This is a genomic window from Azospirillum sp. B21, assembly GCF_008364825.1.
In the GTDB taxonomy this organism is placed as follows: Bacteria; Pseudomonadota; Alphaproteobacteria; order Azospirillales; family Azospirillaceae; genus Azospirillum.
The window spans coordinates 12746-30946 of record NZ_VTTO01000004.1 but is presented as its reverse complement, the minus strand read 5'-3'; the positions used below and the strand labels follow the sequence as shown (position 1 = coordinate 30946).

At 65.4% G+C, this 18201-nt stretch carries 14 protein-coding genes and 2 pseudogenes; 4 read left to right on the top strand and 12 right to left on the bottom strand.

What is annotated here, in order from left to right; all coding sequences use genetic code 11:
- Window positions 1–48 precede the first annotated feature (48 nt).
- Window positions 49–1074 carry a P63C domain-containing protein gene (locus tag FZ983_RS11195; protein ID WP_188092291.1) on the top strand — a complete coding sequence of 342 codons (1026 nt, stop codon included), beginning with the start codon at window positions 49–51 and terminating at the stop codon, window positions 1072–1074.
- 78 nt (window positions 1075–1152) lie between these two features.
- Here the strand turns inward: FZ983_RS11195 and FZ983_RS11190 are convergent, their stop codons facing one another.
- The 5 genes and pseudogenes from FZ983_RS11190 to FZ983_RS11170 form a co-directional block, all read right to left on the bottom strand.
- Window positions 1153–2145 (bottom strand): IS481 family transposase, encoded by a 993-nt coding sequence (locus FZ983_RS11190; RefSeq protein WP_149223650.1) that lies wholly within the window; start codon window positions 2143–2145, stop codon window positions 1153–1155.
- Window positions 2146–2438: 293 nt separating this feature from the next.
- Window positions 2439–3539 (bottom strand): annotated as a pseudogene (locus FZ983_RS11185) (IS701 family transposase); the annotation flags it as partial.
- 137 nt (window positions 3540–3676) lie between these two features.
- A complete protein-coding gene (locus FZ983_RS11180) occupies window positions 3677–4513 on the bottom strand; it encodes an E2 domain-containing protein (RefSeq protein WP_149223648.1) in 837 nt (278 codons plus the stop codon).
- 6 nt (window positions 4514–4519) lie between these two features.
- Window positions 4520–6046 carry an adenylate/guanylate cyclase domain-containing protein gene (locus FZ983_RS11175; RefSeq protein ID WP_149223647.1) on the bottom strand — a complete coding sequence of 509 codons (1527 nt, stop codon included), beginning with the start codon at window positions 6044–6046 and terminating at the stop codon, window positions 4520–4522.
- A gap of 27 nt (window positions 6047–6073) precedes the next feature.
- Window positions 6074–7255 carry an adenylate/guanylate cyclase domain-containing protein gene (locus FZ983_RS11170; RefSeq protein ID WP_149223646.1) on the bottom strand — a complete coding sequence of 394 codons (1182 nt, stop codon included), beginning with the start codon at window positions 7253–7255 and terminating at the stop codon, window positions 6074–6076.
- Between the two features lie 832 nt (window positions 7256–8087).
- On the opposite strand from FZ983_RS11170, the pseudogene FZ983_RS11165 reads away from it, so the two are divergent.
- Window positions 8088–8471, top strand: a pseudogene (locus tag FZ983_RS11165) (ATP-binding protein); the annotation flags it as partial.
- A 190-nt stretch (window positions 8472–8661) separates the two neighbouring features.
- Here FZ983_RS11165 and FZ983_RS11160 read toward each other — a convergent pair.
- Window positions 8662–10200 (bottom strand): alpha/beta fold hydrolase, encoded by a 1539-nt coding sequence (locus tag FZ983_RS11160; protein ID WP_247883716.1) that lies wholly within the window; start codon window positions 10198–10200, stop codon window positions 8662–8664.
- Between the two features lie 941 nt (window positions 10201–11141).
- Here FZ983_RS11160 and FZ983_RS11155 point away from each other — a divergent pair.
- On the top strand, window positions 11142–11516 hold the full coding sequence (locus tag FZ983_RS11155) for a MarR family transcriptional regulator (protein WP_149223645.1): 375 nt from the start codon (window positions 11142–11144) through the stop codon (window positions 11514–11516).
- A 9-nt stretch (window positions 11517–11525) separates the two neighbouring features.
- Here the strand turns inward: FZ983_RS11155 and FZ983_RS11150 are convergent, their stop codons facing one another.
- The 6 genes from FZ983_RS11150 to rsmI form a co-directional block, all read right to left on the bottom strand.
- Window positions 11526–12185, bottom strand: a complete 660-nt coding sequence (locus FZ983_RS11150; protein ID WP_149223644.1) for a pyrrolidone-carboxylate peptidase — start codon at window positions 12183–12185, stop codon at window positions 11526–11528.
- Window positions 12186–12198: 13 nt separating this feature from the next.
- Entirely contained in the window at window positions 12199–13197 is a 999-nt protein-coding gene (gene trpS / locus FZ983_RS11145) for a tryptophan--tRNA ligase (RefSeq protein ID WP_149223643.1), read from the bottom strand.
- 433 nt (window positions 13198–13630) lie between these two features.
- The gene (gene gshB / locus FZ983_RS11140) at window positions 13631–14578 is read right to left on the bottom strand and encodes a glutathione synthase (RefSeq protein ID WP_149223642.1); all 948 of its coding nucleotides are present in this window, start codon (window positions 14576–14578) and stop codon (window positions 13631–13633) included.
- A gap of 22 nt (window positions 14579–14600) precedes the next feature.
- Complete coding sequence (locus tag FZ983_RS11135; RefSeq protein ID WP_149223641.1) at window positions 14601–15443, bottom strand: transglutaminase-like domain-containing protein; 843 nt, start codon at window positions 15441–15443, stop codon at window positions 14601–14603.
- A 27-nt stretch (window positions 15444–15470) separates the two neighbouring features.
- Window positions 15471–15839 (bottom strand): YraN family protein, encoded by a 369-nt coding sequence (locus tag FZ983_RS11130; protein ID WP_149223640.1) that lies wholly within the window; start codon window positions 15837–15839, stop codon window positions 15471–15473.
- Complete coding sequence (gene rsmI, locus FZ983_RS11125) at window positions 15836–16726, bottom strand: 16S rRNA (cytidine(1402)-2'-O)-methyltransferase (protein ID WP_149223639.1); 891 nt, start codon at window positions 16724–16726, stop codon at window positions 15836–15838. The genes FZ983_RS11130 and rsmI overlap by 4 nt, the downstream gene beginning before the upstream one ends.
- A gap of 104 nt (window positions 16727–16830) precedes the next feature.
- Between rsmI and FZ983_RS11120 the strand changes: the two genes are divergently transcribed.
- A complete protein-coding gene (locus tag FZ983_RS11120; protein ID WP_149223638.1) occupies window positions 16831–17988 on the top strand; it encodes a penicillin-binding protein activator in 1158 nt (385 codons plus the stop codon).
- The last annotated feature ends 213 nt before the right edge of the window (window positions 17989–18201 follow it).

Genomic DNA, 18201 nt, shown 5'->3' with positions numbered 1-18201 from the left:
AAATTCAGCAAGCATATACCATGCTTAAGCAAGCATGGGGTATTGATCATGAGCGACGAAACCCCGCAGAGCAAAGGCGGGAAGCGCCGGGCTGAGAAGCTCACGCCCGAGGAACGCAAGCATATTGCAAGGCAGGGAGCCATCGCACGGTGGTCCAGTCAGGCCGGGGCTGGGAGCGAACCGGTACCCAAGGTGATCGTGACTGGCGTTCTTAGGGTCGGCAATATTCCTTGTGCCGTGCTGGACGACAAGGACAACACCAGAGTCCTGACACAGGCAGGGTTTCTCACCGCAATCGGCCGGGCGCCAACCCCCAAAAGCGCCTCCGGATCCGACTTCGCCGACTTGCCGGCATTCCTTCGTGCGAAGAACCTGGAACCGTTTATTGGCAATGGGTTAGCGGCTTCGTCGATCCCTATCGTTTTTGAGACGGAAAGACGCGGCAATGCCGGTGGCGGGCGTGCATTGGGGTACAAGGCGCAGCTCCTCCCTGATGTCTGCTGGGTCTACGCCAAGGCACACATGGCAGGAAAACTACTTTCCAGCCAGAAGCACATCGCAGAAGCATGTCTGACGTTGCTTGAGGCACTGACGAATGTTGCCATTGACGCACTTGTGGATGAAGCGACCGGCTTTCAGGACATGAGAGCGAAGGATGCTCTGATCCGGCTGTTGGAGAAGTATGTATCGAAGGAAGCATTCCCTTGGGTTAGGACGTTCGATAGTGAGTTCTATAAGGAAATGCATCGCTTGCATGGCTACGAGTACGATCCATCCAGCATGAAAAGGCCTTTGATTTTTGCCAGAAGAACTGAAGATATCTACAATCGGTTGGCTCCAGGTGTACGTAAAGAGCTTCAGAGAGTGGTGAAACGTGGAAAATCAGGGCGGCCTTCTGAAAAGTTGTTCACTCATTTGACTGAGACTGAAGGGTACAGGCGGCTTCAGGAGCTTTTGGTTGCATGCAAAGCGCTCATGAAAATCTCCGACACCTATGCAGATTATGAACGCAAACTCGACAAGGCTTTTCCACGGTTTGGCGATACACTTCCGCTGCCATTCGACGAACAATGAAGCATCCTTGAGACTAAGCGAAAAGGTCGTGCCGCGAGGGTAGCAGCGCGGTGCTTTCAGGGCGGACCCTGGCGATCGCTAGATGTTTAGTCCCGGCGTTTGATGGTGCGGGTTTTCGGTGAAGCTGGAGGGGTCTTTCTGCCAAGCTCTGCAGACGAACTCGTATGGTGTCAGCCCCTTCAGGGTCTTGAGCCTGCGTGCGAAGTTGTAGGCGGCCACGAAGTCGGTGAGGTGTTGCCGGAGTTGGTCGTGGCTTTCGTAGTAGAAGCGCTTGACCGTGGCGTCCTTGAGGGTTCGATTCATGCGCTCGACCTGGCCGTTGGTCCACGGGTGCTTGGGCTTGGTCGTGCGGTGGTCGATGTCGTGACGCGCACAGGCAAGTTCGAAGGCATGGGCTCGGAAGCGCTCGCCCTTGGCGATGGCTTCCTTGATCAATGGGACGGCCGATCCGCCGCCACCCGGTGTGGTGAACTGGATGCCGTTGTCGGTGAGCACCGTGTGGATTTTGTAGGGGACAGCGGCGATCAGGCGCAGCAGGAAGTCTTTGGAGGTCGCTGTCGTCGCCGTCTCATGCAGTTCGACGAAGGCGAACTTCGACGTTCGATCAATGGCGACGAACATGTGCAACTTGCTCTGTTCGGTCCGAACCTCGGCGATGTCGATATGGAAGAAGCCGATGGGATAGGCCTTGAACTTCCTGCGGACCGGCTTGTCTCCTTCGACATCAGGCAGGCGGGCAATGCCATGGCGCTGCAAGCATCGATGCAGTGATGACCGGGTCAGGTGGGGGATTGTCGGCTGCAGGGCATAGAGGCAGTCATCGAGCGGCAGCAGGGTATAGCGCCGGAAAGCGACGATGACTGCCTCTTCTTCCACCGGCAGCACCGTCGAACGAGGTGCCTTGGGACCGGTCTTCTTGTCGGTTACCGTGGGCCGCGCTTTCCACTTGGCAACCGTCTTCGGGTTGATCCCGTAGCGCTTGGCCAGAGCCCTCAGGCTCTCTTGACTATGTTGTATCGCTCGACGGATCGCCTCTGTCGTCGTGGCGCTCCCATGGAGTACTTGGCCCATAGTACATCCCTCCATTCCTGCAGGTAGGATGCACCATCAAACGCCGGGACTAAACATCTAGTCTTATAGTTGAGGTTGCCTTGACATGAGCTGGCGGCCCCAGTGATACGCGCGGGCGACGGCCTGATGCGTTCGCTGCCACACCGACCAGGCGAGGATCAGGGCGAGCCCAGGTGGACACTGCCTCTGGAGGGCGGTGATGAGGTGGCGGATCTCCGGCATGCTGTAGGCAATTGGCTCGAATGGCGTTCGGCGGCCGCCCCTTTTTCCGTAGTGAGCCGCTGGCGCATGGCGGCGAGAAAGGCGAGCGCCAGCATCGAGAGGGTGATGTGCCGGTACCAGCCATGCCAACTGCGGACCTCGTAATCGGCCAACCCGCAATCCTGCTTGGCGATCTCGAAGCATTCCTCGATCGCCCACCGCCGCCCGGCCACCCGCGCCAAGTCCGCCAAGGTGGTTTCCATCGGCCCGAAGGTGACGTAGTAGGCCTTGTCGGCGTGGTCCTTGCGGTTGCGGCGGATCAGCAGCCAATGATCCCAGGGCGGTTCCTGCAAGCGGAACAGGCGCAACCGGGCCCAGTCGTAGTAGCGCTGCCCCTTGGCGCCGACGCCGGCGCTCAGCCGCTTCCAGCCATCCTCCGGCACGAGGTCGGCCAAGGCCGAGGCCTTGAGGTGGAGGAACTCGCGCTCAGCGGTCAGGACGTTCAGCACCTCGTTGCCGCGCACCGCCAGCACGTAGGGGATCTCGCGCTGCTCCAGCAGCACGCGCAGGCTCTTGTCCGAGCCGTAGAGTGCGTCCGCGGCCACCCAGCCGCACGGCACGCCAGCATCCAGGGCCTGCGCGATCATCGCCCGCGCTATCGCCGGCTTGGTGGCGAACGCCACGTCGGCCGGGATGCGGCCCTCGCGCCGATGCGCGTCATCCAGCCAGTCCTCGGGCAGATAGAGGCGGCGGTCGATCAGTGCGTGGCCACGCTCGGTAGCGTAGGCCAGGAGCACACCGACCTGACAGTTGTCGATACGCCCGGCGGTGCCGGAATATTGCCGAGCCACGCCGACGGAATGCTCGCCCTTCTTGAGAAAGCCGGTTTCATCGACGATGAGCACACCATCGCGGCCGAGTTGCTCGACGACGTAGGCACGGCATACGTCGCGGACACGGTCCTGGTCCCACAGCACGTGGCTGAGCACCCGCTGCGTGCGCCAGGGCCGGGCGTCGCCGATCTGTTCGGCCAGCTGCCAGCCGTTCTTGCGCTTGGCGCCGCCGAGCAGCCCTTCAAGGTACTTGCGGGCCTGCTGACGCGGCTCGGCGCGCGCGAATTCATTGGAATTGCGGCCGAACAGCTCATCCAGCCGGGACGGCCAACCCGTCAACACACCCAGAGCAGCGGTCATGGAAGCCTCCTCAAGCGGAGACTCCCTTCAACAGCTCCCGCCCGTCAGCCTCACAGGCTCAACTGTAGGACTAGAGAAGGAACCCGACTGACTGAGTCATGCGCAGGGTTTGGATGCCTTGTTGGTCAAATCGCCGATCACCGCATAGGGCAGTCGTTCAAGGATCGACAGCACGCGATCCCGTCCTGGCGCAGGGACGCGACATGTGAATCCTCATGTTTTTGCATCTGATGCAGGAACTGGATGATTTTGACCAGAAGGCGGCTGTGATCTTTGCAGTTGCGACGCAGGACTGGCCGGCTGCGGCGATGTGCTCCACAGAGGCAGGGTCGACGAAGGCCAACGAGGGTTTCCGGTTTCCCCCCGTTTTTGGTGATCGACGCGATCCGCCGCCCATCGCACAGCAGGATGCGGCCGGCCTTGTCAACCTTGAGCCGACGGAACCGGATCTGCGAGGCGAGTTCCATCGATATGCCGCTGGCGGCTTTCTCCGCCAGCCATTGGGGTCGGGCAGCCAAGCCGTGCGCCCACCCAGCTTCGGCCGGCCAGCATCGGGTAATCTCGACTTTCACCTGCAGCATCAGGAAGGCGACGAGTGCGGTGAGCCACTGTCGTGCCCCGTTGTCGTCGAGAACCTCGATGGGCTCGACATCGGGCCAATGCAGGCAGAACGATCCATCCGGGTTGATATGTCGGCTCGGACAAACAGGCGGGAGCCTTGCGTCGGCCGACCGTGCGTCCTCCTTGACAACCAAGGCGCCGTTCGTGACCGTGATCATGACGTCGAACGGTATCTCACGGCCATCATTTCTTGGGATGACGATGCGCAGGCCGAGTTCGCCCGGGTTGACGAAGCGGATGGTGTGCCCATCCGCGTCGGCTGTCCGGCACAATCGGCTCAGACGGGGACTGTTGAGAAGCCCGGTCAACCCGGTGGCCACGGTGGTTGCCGCGTGATGCGCTGAAGCGCTCATCGATCCTCAACCCCGCATCGGCGTAGAATAGGGGCGGGCATCGTAGTCAGATGCGGCTTTCACGTAAGCAGGCGCAGTCACCATGGCTCTGGCAACCGCAGCCTTTGCAGTGCTGTCGCCCTGGTCGGACAGCGCGGTCACCGCGGCGGCATAATCCAGATCGGCTTTCTTGCGCTTTTTGCCGAACAGGTCCTGCACCGCTTTGGAACCCGCGCTGTAGGCGTCGGATCCCAAGGCTGTTTCGGTGCCGCTGCACCGCTTTTGTTCATCCTCCGCCTGTATTGTCGCCCGTCCGAGCGAGCAGCGGGAGCGTTTCCCTTTGATGCCAAGTCGGCTCATCGCGGCGTAACCGAGATCGAAGCCGATGGCGAGTCCGAGCTCGTCGATCTCACCGATTTTTTCCTTTGCCAGGTCGAAGCTGGAGCGCATGCCACCGGCAGCCAGGACTGCGGTGCTGACGGTCGCCTCGCGATCGGTGCTCGCTGCGCCCTCGGCCAGCTGTCCATGAATGCAGTCGCCGATGAAGCGCACTTTCATGCCGTCAAAATCAATGTTCAGGACACTGTGCAATTCCTTGCGCAGCACGTGAAGGGTCCTGACGACCTTCTCCGGCTCGTCGTCGAGGTGCGTGGCGACGAACTTCGTGAACCCATCGATGTCGGCATAGAAGGTCACGCCTTCGATCCGACGCGAACTGGCGGGACCGATCTCGGAGAAAATCGCCTCGAAGTCGCTGAGGGGAGGTGTCGGGCGGGTGAACTTGAAACTCTTCAGCGGATGGTCTGCCAGCTGATCGTTCCATGTCTCCAGCACATCGTCGATGTCGATGTCCAGGCCGGACGCGGCAACCGCCGCCTCGATCTCCGTCTTCGACAAAGGCGTCGTTGCCTGATCCTCGACCTCCACCACGTCAAGCCCAGCGGTCTTGCGGGCACCGGATGTCACGAAGATCCCCGTCCTGGCCGTCCCGGTGCCTGCCGCCAGCTTGGCTGCGATGTTGGCAGGGTTGCCGAGGAACAGGGGTTCGCGGCTTCCACGGCGGCCATTGTTGACCGCCAAAGCCATCCCGCTGTCGATGCCAACCCGCACCTTGGCGGCCGGGAGCGGGTCGTCGGGATCCGACACACTCTTCAGCAGCTTGATCACGCTGTCGCCGATGGTCACCGCCTTGTTGATCCGCTTGGCCTCGTCGTCCAGCGGCAGGACCACCACCGCGTGGAGACGCTGGTTGTGGAAATCGACCTTGACGGCGTCTGCGTCCTCCAGGATCACCTGTACCGCACGCTGGTGCAGGTTCAAGAACCGCAGCGCACGCCGGTGCTTCTGTTCCGTCTCGCTGTCTTTGCCCAGCATGTCATAGATATTGAGAAGATCGATGTAGATGTGTGCCGCATCGACCTTGTAGGCGACATTTGTCGGAAGGTTCAGGACATCGCTCTTCGACACGAGGGTCTTGACCTCGACCTTTTCCACATCCTTCAGGGCCTGATCGATGCGATCCCCGGCCCGCTTGCTGTTCCAGTTCCCCGCCATGATGTCGGCTCCTTTCCTGAGACGTGGTCAGATGGCAGCCTGCGGCGGGCCGCTGCGCAGATCGATGTCGGCCTGCTTTGCTTTGATGGTCGCTTCGAACGGCAGCAGGGCTCGGCTCGCTTCCGGAAGCGCGTTGTAGAAGGCGGTGCTGACCCGAACATCGGCCAGAGCATCCCCGGCCAGCATATCGTCGCTCCTGGCCTGCTCCAGGCGCGCTGCGGCGTTGACCTCCGGCCCGAGCAGCGTGACCTGCATCCGGTCCGGCGACCCGAAGTTGCCGGCTATGGCTTCCCCGAGATGGAGACCGACACGCAGGCCGAGCTTGTCACCCTCCACCGGAATATCCGCCATCAGCTTGACCGCGGCGATTGCCGCGCTCAGAGCCTGATCGCAGAGTTGCGCGACATCGTCAGGGGTTGCAGTCGTCGGCACCGGCCAGTACGCCATCAAGCCGTCGCCCATGAATTTATCGACATAGCCGTCGGCGGCTTCGATGGCGCCGGACTGCAACTGCATGCAGCGCCGGATGATCTCAGCGGTCTCTGCCGGAGAAATCCGCAACGCGAGCTTGGAGAAGCCGACGACGTCGCTGAAGAGGATCACGAACCGGCCGGCTTCCAGTTTGTCGGGGAAATGTCCGGCGGAGAGCGAGCCCTGGGCCAGGACGAAGCCCTGCTGATGCTGGTTGAGGAAGCGGCTGATGATGGCGGTGTTGTCGCGATCCCGGTCGATGAACTCGGACCGCTGGATCGTGGCGTAGCGCAGCTTCGCCGAGACCACGCCGGCGAGGTTGCGCCAGACGGCGGCCAGGATGCCGGGCGGCAGCCGCTCCACACAGGTGCGGCCGATTTCCAGCAGCGTGGTCGGACCGAACGCGACGAGGTCAGCCGACCGGGTGGAGTCGGGTTCGATGATGGCCTGTTCGCCGACGATGTAGGGGATCTTGCGATCGAGCAGGTTATTGCGGCCATGCTTCACCCCAACCGCCCCCTGGACGACGATCCACAGGCAGTTGGCCTTGGCACCCGCCCGGCACACGAGTTGGCCGTCGCCATACTGTCGCGGCGTCGGTTGAAGGTTGCCGATCGTCTCGTCGATGTCCTCGCCGGCGATGCCGGCCAGCAAGCCCGAGTCCTTCAGCAGTGCCAGATAGTCGTCCCGCAGTACGGGTCTCAGTTCAGCCTCAGCCATAATCGCAGTGTCCGCCATCTTACGGTGTAACCCGATCCAGATAGGAACACTTTCCCTAAAAAGCAAGGCGGATTTTAAAAAAAACGATGGAACGCGGTTTTGACACCGGATGGACAGTGGTTCGTGTACATATATTCCTCGCAATTCCGTCAGCTAAGACATGGGTGCGCGGACTGGAGCCCGATGCCGGTCCGGGACCGGACCTAGGAGTTGACGCTTGGGCATAGGCGTTAGCCGGAAGGGGCGGCGTGGTCGACCGCGTCACCCTTCCAAAGAGGGGAGCGGGAAGCAGTGTCTGCGGACAATCAAGGGGGAAAGGATATCTCCGCACCTCGATGGCGAACTCATCGAAAAACTTGAAAATCTTTTTGTTCTTCAATGGCCTGGGGTGGGGGCAAACACCACCCGAGCGCGTCGGTGTGCCGGTCCCTCCTGTCGTCTACCGCTGCTACCTCCGACTCGGCGATCTCTCCGGTGGAGATCCGCGCCACCATGGCTGCCGCCCGCATCACGGCGCCGAAGCGCTTCAGGCTGGCGAGACAGATACCCATGTGGTGGAGCGCTACAGCAGATGGGTGGCGCGCGGTCAGAAGAGTGAAGGATGCGGATATCAGCTTCCTGGTTACCGTTCAAGAACGACAGGTCTCAAGCGGGAATAGCATCGGGCGATGCCGAACCACGGCAATTCAACGATCGCAGATAAAGCGCCGTCGAACCGGTCCAGCCATTAGGTGAGGACTTCGAGCAGGTCTGAATTTTAACTGCATCAGTCTGAAATTTAGATTAACATCCGACTCGGAGAATCAATGGGTTAGCCAGGCTATAGTCTGAAATTTATTTGAAGCTAACACACATCGACGTGCCGGCGGTCAGCCCCGCCGACCTCAGCCTGCCGCCGCCGGCGGAGGGCAGCGCCGACATCGCCGCCCGCGTCGCCGTCGCCCGCGCGATCCAGGCGGAACGCTATGGCGGCTTCGGTCCTTACCCGGCCGGCCGGGCGGTGCGCACGAACGCCGAGGCGGACGGCGAACTGCTGGAGAAGGTCGCCTCGCCCGACGCCCCCGGCCGCGCCCTGCTGACCGAGGCGGCGGAGCGGCTGAAGCTGTCGGCCCGCGGCTACCACCGGGTGATGCGGGTGGGTCGGACGCTGGCCGACCTGGACGGGGTGGAAGGGGTGAGGCGCCGTCACATCGCGGAAGCGCTGAGCTACCGGCGGATCGCGCCGGGGCGGTGAGGGGACTGAGAATTCTCGGAGACGTTAGACCCCCACCTATCCTCCCCCGCTCTCGCGGGGGAGGGACTGCCGCCGCACTTTTGCAAAGCTCCAGAAGCTCCCTCCCCTGCCCAGCGGGGGAGGGAAGGGGCCCAGGCGTAAGCCTGGGAAGGGTGGGGGCAACCGTGGCCGGCGCTTCCGCCAATCCAACTCACGGCCGTTCGAACACCGGCGGCTTGGCCGCTCCCGGACAGACGGTTGCCGGCACCGACTCCTGCTCGACGAAGGTCACCGCGGCGGCCATGGCGCAGTCCTCGCTGGAAGTCACGATATGGCTGGCGGCGCGGAAGACCAGATGGCGGCTCTTGGGCAGGGTGGCGGCGGCGCGGTCGCCCCATTCCGGCGGGGTGACCGGATCGTAGGCGCCGGACAGCAGAAGGACCGGCACCGGGCTGGCGACCGGCAGCCGTTCGGCCGCTTCCTGGTGGCCGGCGGGCCACAGACGGCAGACGCGCTGGCCGGGATCGTCGGTGGCGACGAGGCCATACGGCGCATAGCGACGGGCATTGTCGGCGCGCTTCAGCGGTTCGGCACTGTTGACCGACTCCCGGCATTCGGTGGAGAAGACCAGCCCGTCGGCGATTTCCGGGTCTCCCAGCCAGTTGGTCGGCGCCCATTCCGCCAGGGTCGCATACTGGCCGCGGGCGGCGCGGTCGATGATGGTCGGCACGAGGGGGACCGCCTCGCTGATCGCCAGTGCTTCCAACCCGGCGGCGATCGCCATTCCGCCGGTCAGCCGCAGGGCGCGGCGCGTCTCGTGATCGCCGACGACGATGTCGACCGGATTGCGGTCCAGCCGCTCCACCAGATCGAGGAAGCGCTTTTCCAGATCGGGAAAGGCCGACCGGCAGCCGCGGTTGGCGGCGCAATCGTCGAACAGCCGGCGGTAGGCCCGTTGCGCCAGCCAGGCGGCCTCCTCCTGCGCGTTGACGTCGGGCGGATAGACGCTGTCGAACACGGCGGTGCGGACACGGCCGCCCTGCCGCCGCAAGATCTCCAAACCCACCCGCGTGCCGTAGGATACCGCGAACAGGTTGATGCGCTGAGCGCCCAGCGCGGTGGCGATGTCCAGCGCATCCTCCGCCGCGACGGGGGTGGAGAACTGGGTGCCGTCCAGCCCGGCCGCCGTCAGCCGGGCGGCGCAGGCGCTGACCGCTGCCCGTTCCAAAGCCGCCCGCTGTTCGCGCGTCAGCGGCCGGGTGCCGCGGGTGGGGGCGACGCCGTCCAGTTCGCGACAGTCGGTGTCCGGCTCCGCCCGGCCGACGCCGCGCGGATCGAACAGGATCAGGTTGCGGGCGCGGCGGAAGGGGGCCGACAGCTCCCACCACACCTCCATCCGCTCTTCCGTCGCCTCGCCGCTGCCGAAGGGTGAAGCACCGGGGCCACCCTCCAGGAACAGCACGGGGTCGGGGGCGGGCTGGCGGGCGGTGCTGAGCAGGACGGCGACCGGCAGGCGCAGGCTGCGGCTGTTGGGGCGGTCGCGCCGTTCCGGAACCGCCACCGTTCCGCACAAGGCCGCCTCGCCCTCCGGCACGGTGAACCAGCAGGGGCCTGGGGTGAAGCGCGCCTCCGCTGCCGCCGGACCGGTCCACAGCGCCGCCATCGTCGCGACGGCCATCGCCAGAACCGCCCGTAGCGTCAGGGCGGAGCGCACCGCTGTCGGCCATACGGGGGAGAGGGCGGTCAACACGAATGGACGGTCCGGAACCGATGGATGGGGAGCAGAGAGACGGAGTACCACCGAAGGCGTTCGCCGACGGCTTTGTTTGACCGACCAGCCCCCCGCTTGTCCAGAGATGCCCGCCGCCATCCCGCCCGCTGGTGAAACCGTGCGCGAGCGGTGCCGATTTGCCACAGGCGTGCGGCAATGGTCACGCCGCTTCCAAATGGACACGCCGATCCACTGACGGACAGGTTGACGGAACACATCCGACTGCGGAACTATTTCGCCTCCAGAGGCTCCGGTGTTCGGAGCCTCCCAGGCAAAGGAGCAGATCATGCCGACCTTGTGGACGGCGTTGCGGAGCCGCTGGCTCGATTCCGGGGCGTCCTCCGGACCGGGCCGATTGTGCGACCACCTGCGGCGCGACATCGGATTGGCGGACGGGGATGCCGGGGACGGCGAAGAGCCTCCACTTGCATGCCGTCTTCGGCCTTTTCACATCCGCGATCGGAACCTATCGGAAGCGCGGACATTTTTGACCTTGCAACCGTATCGCTGAGCGGCGATACCGGATCCGCCGGCCTCTCACGCCGGCATCACTCAACCCCTGGAGAGTATCGATGAAAGCCATCGTAACCACCGCCTGGACTCGCCGATCGGGCGATCCGGCCGCCACCGCCGTCCATATGGCCGCCAATCATGCCCAAGCCGCCCTTCTTCGTCCCGCACCCTTCGAACGTGAATTCCGGATATCGAGAGGATCCCATGTGTGTCTTTCTGGGTTTTTGCGGTCACCGTCTCTTCGTTGAACACGCCCGCTGGGCATCGCCGGCCGGGTCGTTCGACCTGCGGCGTGAAAACGGGGAAGTCATCCTATGGCTTGGACGCCTGAACATCATCTACACACCGGCCCGTTGGGGACCACCCTCCCGCGCTGCATAGCGCGCGGCGCCGCGGAGACCTGCTGAATGCCGGCCCGCGTTCGTCATGACGAGGTCCTTACCGTCGTCCAGGTGCTTGAGGCGTTCCGCAAGCTCGACCCCGACCTGCCCATCCAGTATGCGCTGAGTTTCATGACCATCGCGCAGAGCGAAGGCATTTCCATCGGCGAACTGGCGGAACGCCTGGGCATCGCCCAATCCTCCGCGTCGCGCAACGTCGCGGCGCTCAGCCGCTGGCACAGCTTCGGCAAGGCCGGCCTCGATCTGGTGCAGGCGCAGGAAGATCCGCGCGAACGCCGCCGTAAGATCGTCACCCTGACCGACAAGGGCCGTGAGTTCCTGGACGCGTTGCGCGCCATCGTGAACCCGCCCGACCAGCGCCGTCCCGCCAAAACAGCTTGATTTCCGCCTTCAGACGACTCCGTTCAGCGCCGTGCGCAGCATCCTCACCAGCGTGCGCACCGCCAGTTCCTGCCGTTCCAAACTCAGGCCGCCGAAGCGGCGCAGCGTTGCCGCGCGTTCAGGCAGCGGCGGCATGTGGAAGAAGCCGTAGGGGATATCCAGGTCGGCGCTCTCGATGATGTTGCGCGCCCGGTAGAACAGATGGTTGCCGAGGAAGCCGCCGGAGAAATCGCCGAAGGTCACCGGCAGCCCGGCCATCGACAATTCCCGCATCACCCGCGGCACCGGCAGGGTGCTGCCATAGGCGGTAGGCCCGTCGGGCACGATGTCGGCGTGTTCGCGCACCGTGCCGGCGGCGTCGGCCAGCGGGCTTTCGTCGCGGTTCCAGGCCAGCCGTTCCAGCCGGATGTAATCGCTCGCTTCCCAATAGGCAAAGCCGAGCGCCGCCAGTGGCCGGTGTTCGGTCAGCAGCTCGGCGAAGGCTTCGCCGCAGGCGTCATAGAGAGGAGGCAAGGTGGCGGTGACGACCCCCGGCTCTCCCGAAAGCCGGTCCATCAGCAGGGCGGTCGGATCGGCTGCCCAGGGATGCCCAGCGGGAGAGTGATCCGCTTCGCCGTTCGGGGGGAGCCCGAACGGCGCGAAGCCGGTGATCAGGATGGGGGCCGTCACGCGCAGGGCATCCTTACGGCCGCAGCAGGCCGATGATGTCCTTCACGTCGTTCAGGTTCTTCTCGGCGATGGCGGCAGCGCGCTCACCGCCCTTCTTCAGCAGCCGGTCGATCTCCGCCTTGTCGGCCAGCAGCTCCTTCATGCGGGTGGTGATCGGCGCCAGCTTGTCCACCGACAGGTCGACCAGCGACTTCTTGAAGTCGGAGAACTGCGCACCCGCGAACTGCGCCAGCACCTGCTCGCGCGACTGGCTGGCCAGCGCGCCGTAGATGGTGACGAGGTTGTCGGCCTCGGGGCGGGCCTCCAGCTCGGTCACGGTTTCCGGCAGAGGCTCCGGGTCGGTCTTCGCCTTGCGGATCTTCTGCGCGATGGTGTCGGCGTCGTCGGTCATGTTGATGCGCGAATATTCGGACTCGTCCGACTTCGACATCTTCTTCTTGCCGTCGCGCAGGCTCATCACCCGCGTCGCCTCGCCCAGGATCTGCGGCTCGGGCAGCGGGAAGAACTCGGTTTCATAGCGGCGGTTGAAGGCGCCGGCGATGTCGCGCGCCAGTTCCAGATGCTGCTTCTGGTCCTCGCCCACCGGCACATGGGTGGCCTTGTAAAGCAGGATGTCGGCTGCCATCAGCGTCGGGTAGGCGTACAGGCCCAGATTGGCCATGTCCTTCTGCTTGCCGGCCTTTTCCTTGAACTGGGTCATGCGGTTCAGCCAGCCCAGCGGCGTGTGGCAGGACAGAATCCAGCCCAGTTCGGCATGGCCCGACACGACCGACTGGTTGAACAGGATGTTCTTGTCCGGGTCGATGCCGGCGGCGATGTAAGCCGCGGCGACCTCGCGGATGTTGTTGCGCAGGACCTCGGGGTCCTGGTCGATGGTCAGCGCGTGCAGGTCGACGACGCAGAAGATGCACTCGTAGCTGTTCTGCAGTTCCACCCAGTTGCGCAGCGCCCCCAGATAGTTGCCGAGGTGAAGCTGCCGGGTCGGCTGCATGCCGGAAAAAATGCGGTTCACGGGTGGTCTCGCTCGAAAACTCTGGGAGGCGGCAGTTATCGCCCCCCGAAGTCCGCCGGTCAAGGCACGCCGCGCGGTTGATCGTCGTCCGCGCGGATCGTCGCGTGCAGGCAGCGGCGGTTGTATTGAATGCGCCTGTGTGCTACCGCCGCGTTCGTGTGGTTGGGAGGGGGGCGGACCCGCCGCCCCCGCCACACGAGAAGGAGAAGAAGGATGAAACGAATCCTTCCTTCTGGTCCTTGTCCTGGAGATCATCAAGCGTCTGCTTGACCTCTACCAGGGCTAAGGCTGGACCAGGGAGCGGCGGGGTCGGAGCCGCCGCTCCCACGGTTCAAGATAAGTCCGGAGCCGATTGCCCGCAAGGGTATGCGGACCTCCGCTTCCCGAAAAAATTGCACAACGCTACGCCACGCTCTCGCGCTGCAGCGTATCCTTACTTGGTCGCGCGGCGGCGCTCGATGGCGTCCCACAGCAGGGCTTCCAGCTGCACGCCGTCCAGGCGGTTGATCTCCTGGATGCCGGTGGGGGAGGTGACGTTGATCTCGGTCATGTAGTCGCCGATCACGTCGATGCCGACGAAGACCAGCCCCTTCTCGCGCAGCACCGGGCCGATGGCGGCGCACATCTCGCGTTCGCGCGCGGTCAGTTCGGTCTTCCGGGCGCTGCCGCCGGCATGGAAGTTGGCGCGGGCCTCGCCCTCCAGCGGCATGCGGCTGACCGCGCCCACCGGCTCGCCGTCGACCAGGATGATGCGCTTGTCGCCCTGGCGGATCTCCGGCAGGTACTTCTGCACGATCACCGGCTCGCGGTAGAGCTGGGTGAACAGTTCCAGCAGCGATCCCAGATTCTCGTCGTCGGGCTTCAGGTGGAAGACGCCGGCGCCGCCGTTGCCGAACAGCGGCTTGACGATGATGTCCTTGTGCTCCGCTCGGAACTCCAGGATGGCCTGCTTGTCGCTGGTGATCAGCGTCGGCGGCATCAGGTCGGGGAACTTGGTGATGAACAGCTTTTCCGGCGCGTTGCGCACTTCGGCCGGGTCGTTGACCACCAGCACCTTGGGCTGCACATGCTCCAGCAGGTGCGTGGAGGTGATGTAGGCCATGTCGAAGGGCGGGTCCTGCCGCAGCAGGATGACGTCCATTGTCGACAGGTCGGTCGGCACCGGCTCGCCCAGCGTGTAATGGGCGCCGCGCTGGCGCACCACCGTCATCTCGCGCACGCGGGCGGTCAGGCGGTTGCCGGTCAGGATCAGGTCGCGCGGGTGGTAGTGGTACAGGCGATGGCCGCGCTTCTGCGCCTCCAGCGCCATCATGAAGCTGGAATCGGTGTCGATGTTGATCGACTCGATGGGGTCCATCTGGAAGGCGACGGCGAGGCTCATGACGGGTCCCTCTGGAACGGGGTCAGTTCAGGCGGTTCTTCAACTGCTGGATCAGCGAGGCGGTCTGGTGGCGGTGATGGTCGTCGCCGGTCAGCGCCATGAAGGTCTCCAGCGCGGTGATGGCGTCCTTCAGGTTCCCGGCATGGGCCTCCAGAAGGCCGGTCTCGCGCCACAGCGCCGGCTCGTGCGGGGCGAACAGGCGCATCGCCTCCAGCACCTCCAGCGCCTTCGGCACCTCGTGCGCCGACAGGTGGCGCAGCTTGATGTTGTTCTGCAGCCGCAGCAGCACGTCGCGGTTCGACACCGGCTGGTAATGGCCGGGCTCCAGCTCGGCGGCGCTGCCGGCGGTGGCCTTCAGCAGGTCGCGCAGATCGACGACGCTGCGGGTCTGCCCCTCGTTGAAGGGATCGATGATGGCGCGCGCGCCGTCCTTCTCGATGCGGACCAGGAAATGGCCGGGGAAGTTCAGCCCCACCATCGGCCAGCCCTGCGAGCGGGCGGCGTGCATATAGAGAATGCCCAGCGCCACCGGCAGGCCGCGCCGGCGGTCGATCACCCGCAGCAGGTTGGCGTTCTGCAGGTCGTCGTAGGTGTCGTGGTCGCCGGAATAGCCGTGGCGCCCGCCGATCACCGCATGCAGATGGGCGATGCGTGCTTCCAGGCTGACATTTGCCGGATCCTGCGCCGCGACGCGGGCGGCCAGATCCTCGACGATGGCGCGGATGTGGGCGCGGTAGGGGGCGAGCTCGGCATTCGGCAGCTCCAGCGCGCCGAGCGCCAGGGCGGCTTCGGCCAGATCGATCTCGTCGTCCGGCTGGTCGCCGATGCGGCGCAGGATTTCGCGGGCTTCCGCGCGGTTGCTCAAGACTGTCGCCCCCTCAAATTCATCCCCTCACAGTCTCCAGGCATCGACCAGATGACGGGGCCAGGCCCAAGGGGTAACCAGCATCACGTCGAAGCGCAAGACATAGCCGGCATAGCGGGGGTTGGCGCCCAGGAAGGCATGGGCGGCACGGACCAGCCGGCCGCGCTGGCGGGCGTTCAGCGCCTCGTTGGCGGTGTCCCAGTCGCCGCGCGCCTTCACCTCGACGATGGCGATGGTCTTTCCGCGCCGGGCGACGATGTCGATCTCGCCCATCGGCGTGCGCAGGCGGCTGGCCAGGATGCGGTAGCCGCGCAGCCGCAGCGACAGGCGGCACAGCGCCTCCGCCCGGCGGCCAAGGCTTTCGGCACGCAGGCGCCGCGCATCCAGGTCGGTCATTTGCCCTTCTCCTCCCGCTGCAACTCCAGCGCGCGGGCGTAGACGGTGCGCTTGTGCTGGCCGGTGCGGGCGGCAACGTCGGCGGCGGCGTCGCGCACAGACAGGCGGGTCAGCGCCTCGCGCAGCAGCGCGTCCACGTCGGCTTCGCCGGGCGTCGCCTCCTCTCCCGGCGGACCGATCACCAGCACGACCTCGCCGCGCGGCGGGCCGGCCTCGGCGTAATGGGCGGCCAGCTCCGGCAGGGTGCCGCGCCGCACCTCCTCGTACAGCTTGGTCAGTTCGCGGGCGACGGCGGCCTCGCGCGGGCCCAGGATGTCGGCGAGGTCGGCCAGCGACTCCGGCAGGCGCTGCGGGGATTCGAAGAAGACCAGCGTGGCCGGCACGCCCTTCAGCTCTCCGGCGGTGGCGCGTCGCGCGCTGCTCTTGTTCGGCAGGAAGCCGGCGAACAGGAAACGGTCGGTCGGCAGGCCGGACAGCACCAGCGCCACCAGCGGGGCCGACGCGCCGGGCAGGGTGGTCACCGCCACGCCTTCCGCCACGCATTCCCGCACCAGCTTGTAGCCGGGGTCGGAGACCAGCGGCGTGCCGGCATCGGTGACCAGCGCGATGGCTTCGCCCTTTTTCATGCGGCCGATCAGGACCGGACGCATCTTTGCGGCGTTGTGCTCGTGGTAGGAGACGAAGGGGGTGTGGATGCCGTGGATGCCCATCAGCTTTGCGGTGACGCGCGTGTCCTCGCAGGCGATGGCGTCGGCCCGCTTCAGCGTGTCGAGCGCCCGCAGCGTGATGTCCGCTGCGTTTCCGATGGGGGTAGCGACGACATGGAGTCCGCCCGCGAGTTTACTTGGCGCGGCGAGGGGGCTACCTTGAGCGCCACTTTGAACCATGCCTTGGGTCTCGCCTTCGGTATTGGCGGCCGTTTCAGCAGATGTGGAGATGATTGGTGGCACGCTTGGCAACAGCTTTCTCACAGGGTCTGAAACGTCACGGCGTGGCAGCCTTGCTGGTCGCCGGCCTGTTGTCGGCCTGTTCGACTGTAAGCGCGCCGCCGCGGGTGGCACAAGCGCCGCAACCGGTCCCGGCTCCGGTGGCTCCCCTGCCCGACGCGCAGAGCCCCGTCAAGGTGGCCGTCCTGGTGCCGCTCAGCGGCCAGAGCGCGGCCATCGGACAGGCCATGCTGGACGCAGCGCAAATGGCGCTGTTCGACATGGCCGGCGACCAGCTTCAGCTTCTGCCGCGCGATACCAAGGGCACGCCGAGCGGTGCGGCCGACGCCGCGCGCCAGGCGCTGGCCGAAGGCGCCCGCCTGATCATCGGCCCGCTGTTCGCCGCCGACGTCGCCGCGGTGCGTCCCATCGCCCAGAATGCCGGCGTCGACGTGCTGGCCTTCACCAACGACGCCACCCAGGCCGGCAACGGCACCTATGTGCTGGGCTTCGTCCCGGCCGATCAGGTCAGCCGCGTCGCCGGCTTCGCCCGCTCGCGCGGGGTGACGCGCTTCACCGTGCTGGCGCCGCGCTCGCCCTATGGCGATGCGGTGGTCAACGCCTTGCAGTCCATCGGCCCGCGGCTGGGCACCATGACCACGCAGGTCGAACGCTATGACCCGGCCGTCACCGACCTGTCGGTCCCGGCCAAGCAGGTGGCGCAGGTGACGCCGCAGCCGCAGGCGGTGATGCTGGCCGAAGGCGGGCAGCGCGCCCAGGGGATCGCCCAGGCGCTGGCGGCGAACGGCGTGCAGCCGCAGCAGGTCAAGCTGCTGGGCACCGGCCTGTGGGACGACAGCTCGCAAGGGGCGCTGGGGCAGGAGCCGGCGCTGGTCGGCGCCTGGTACGCCGCACCCGCGCCGCAGACCCGCGCCCGCTTCGAGTCGCAGTTCGAGCAGGTCTATGGCCGCAAGCCGCCGCGCATCGCGACGCTGGCCTATGATGCGACCTCCATCGCCGCGGTGCTGACCCGCAGTGGCGGCCCGGTGCCCTTCGACCGTATGGCGATGACCAACCCCAACGGCTTCGAGGGTCTGGACGGCCTGTTCCGCCTGCGCGCCGACGGCATGGTCGAACGCGGGCTTGCGGTGATGGAGATCACGCCCACCGGATCGCGCGTGGTCGACCCGGCGCCGCCGTCCTTCGAGATGCTGGGGCAGTGAGAGAACCAGAACTTGCCCTCTCCCCCCTGGGGAGAGGGTTGGGTGAGGGGGATGCGCCGTGGCCGTCATTGGGACGAGCCGCGGCGTTTTCTTTTCTCAGGTAAGGATACTCGGGGATCGTCGCTGTGCGTCCCCCTCACCCTGGCCCTCTCCCCAGGGGGGAGAGGGGACAACTCCCGGGGCGGGTGAGGGCAAGCAAAACGCTATCCTTAC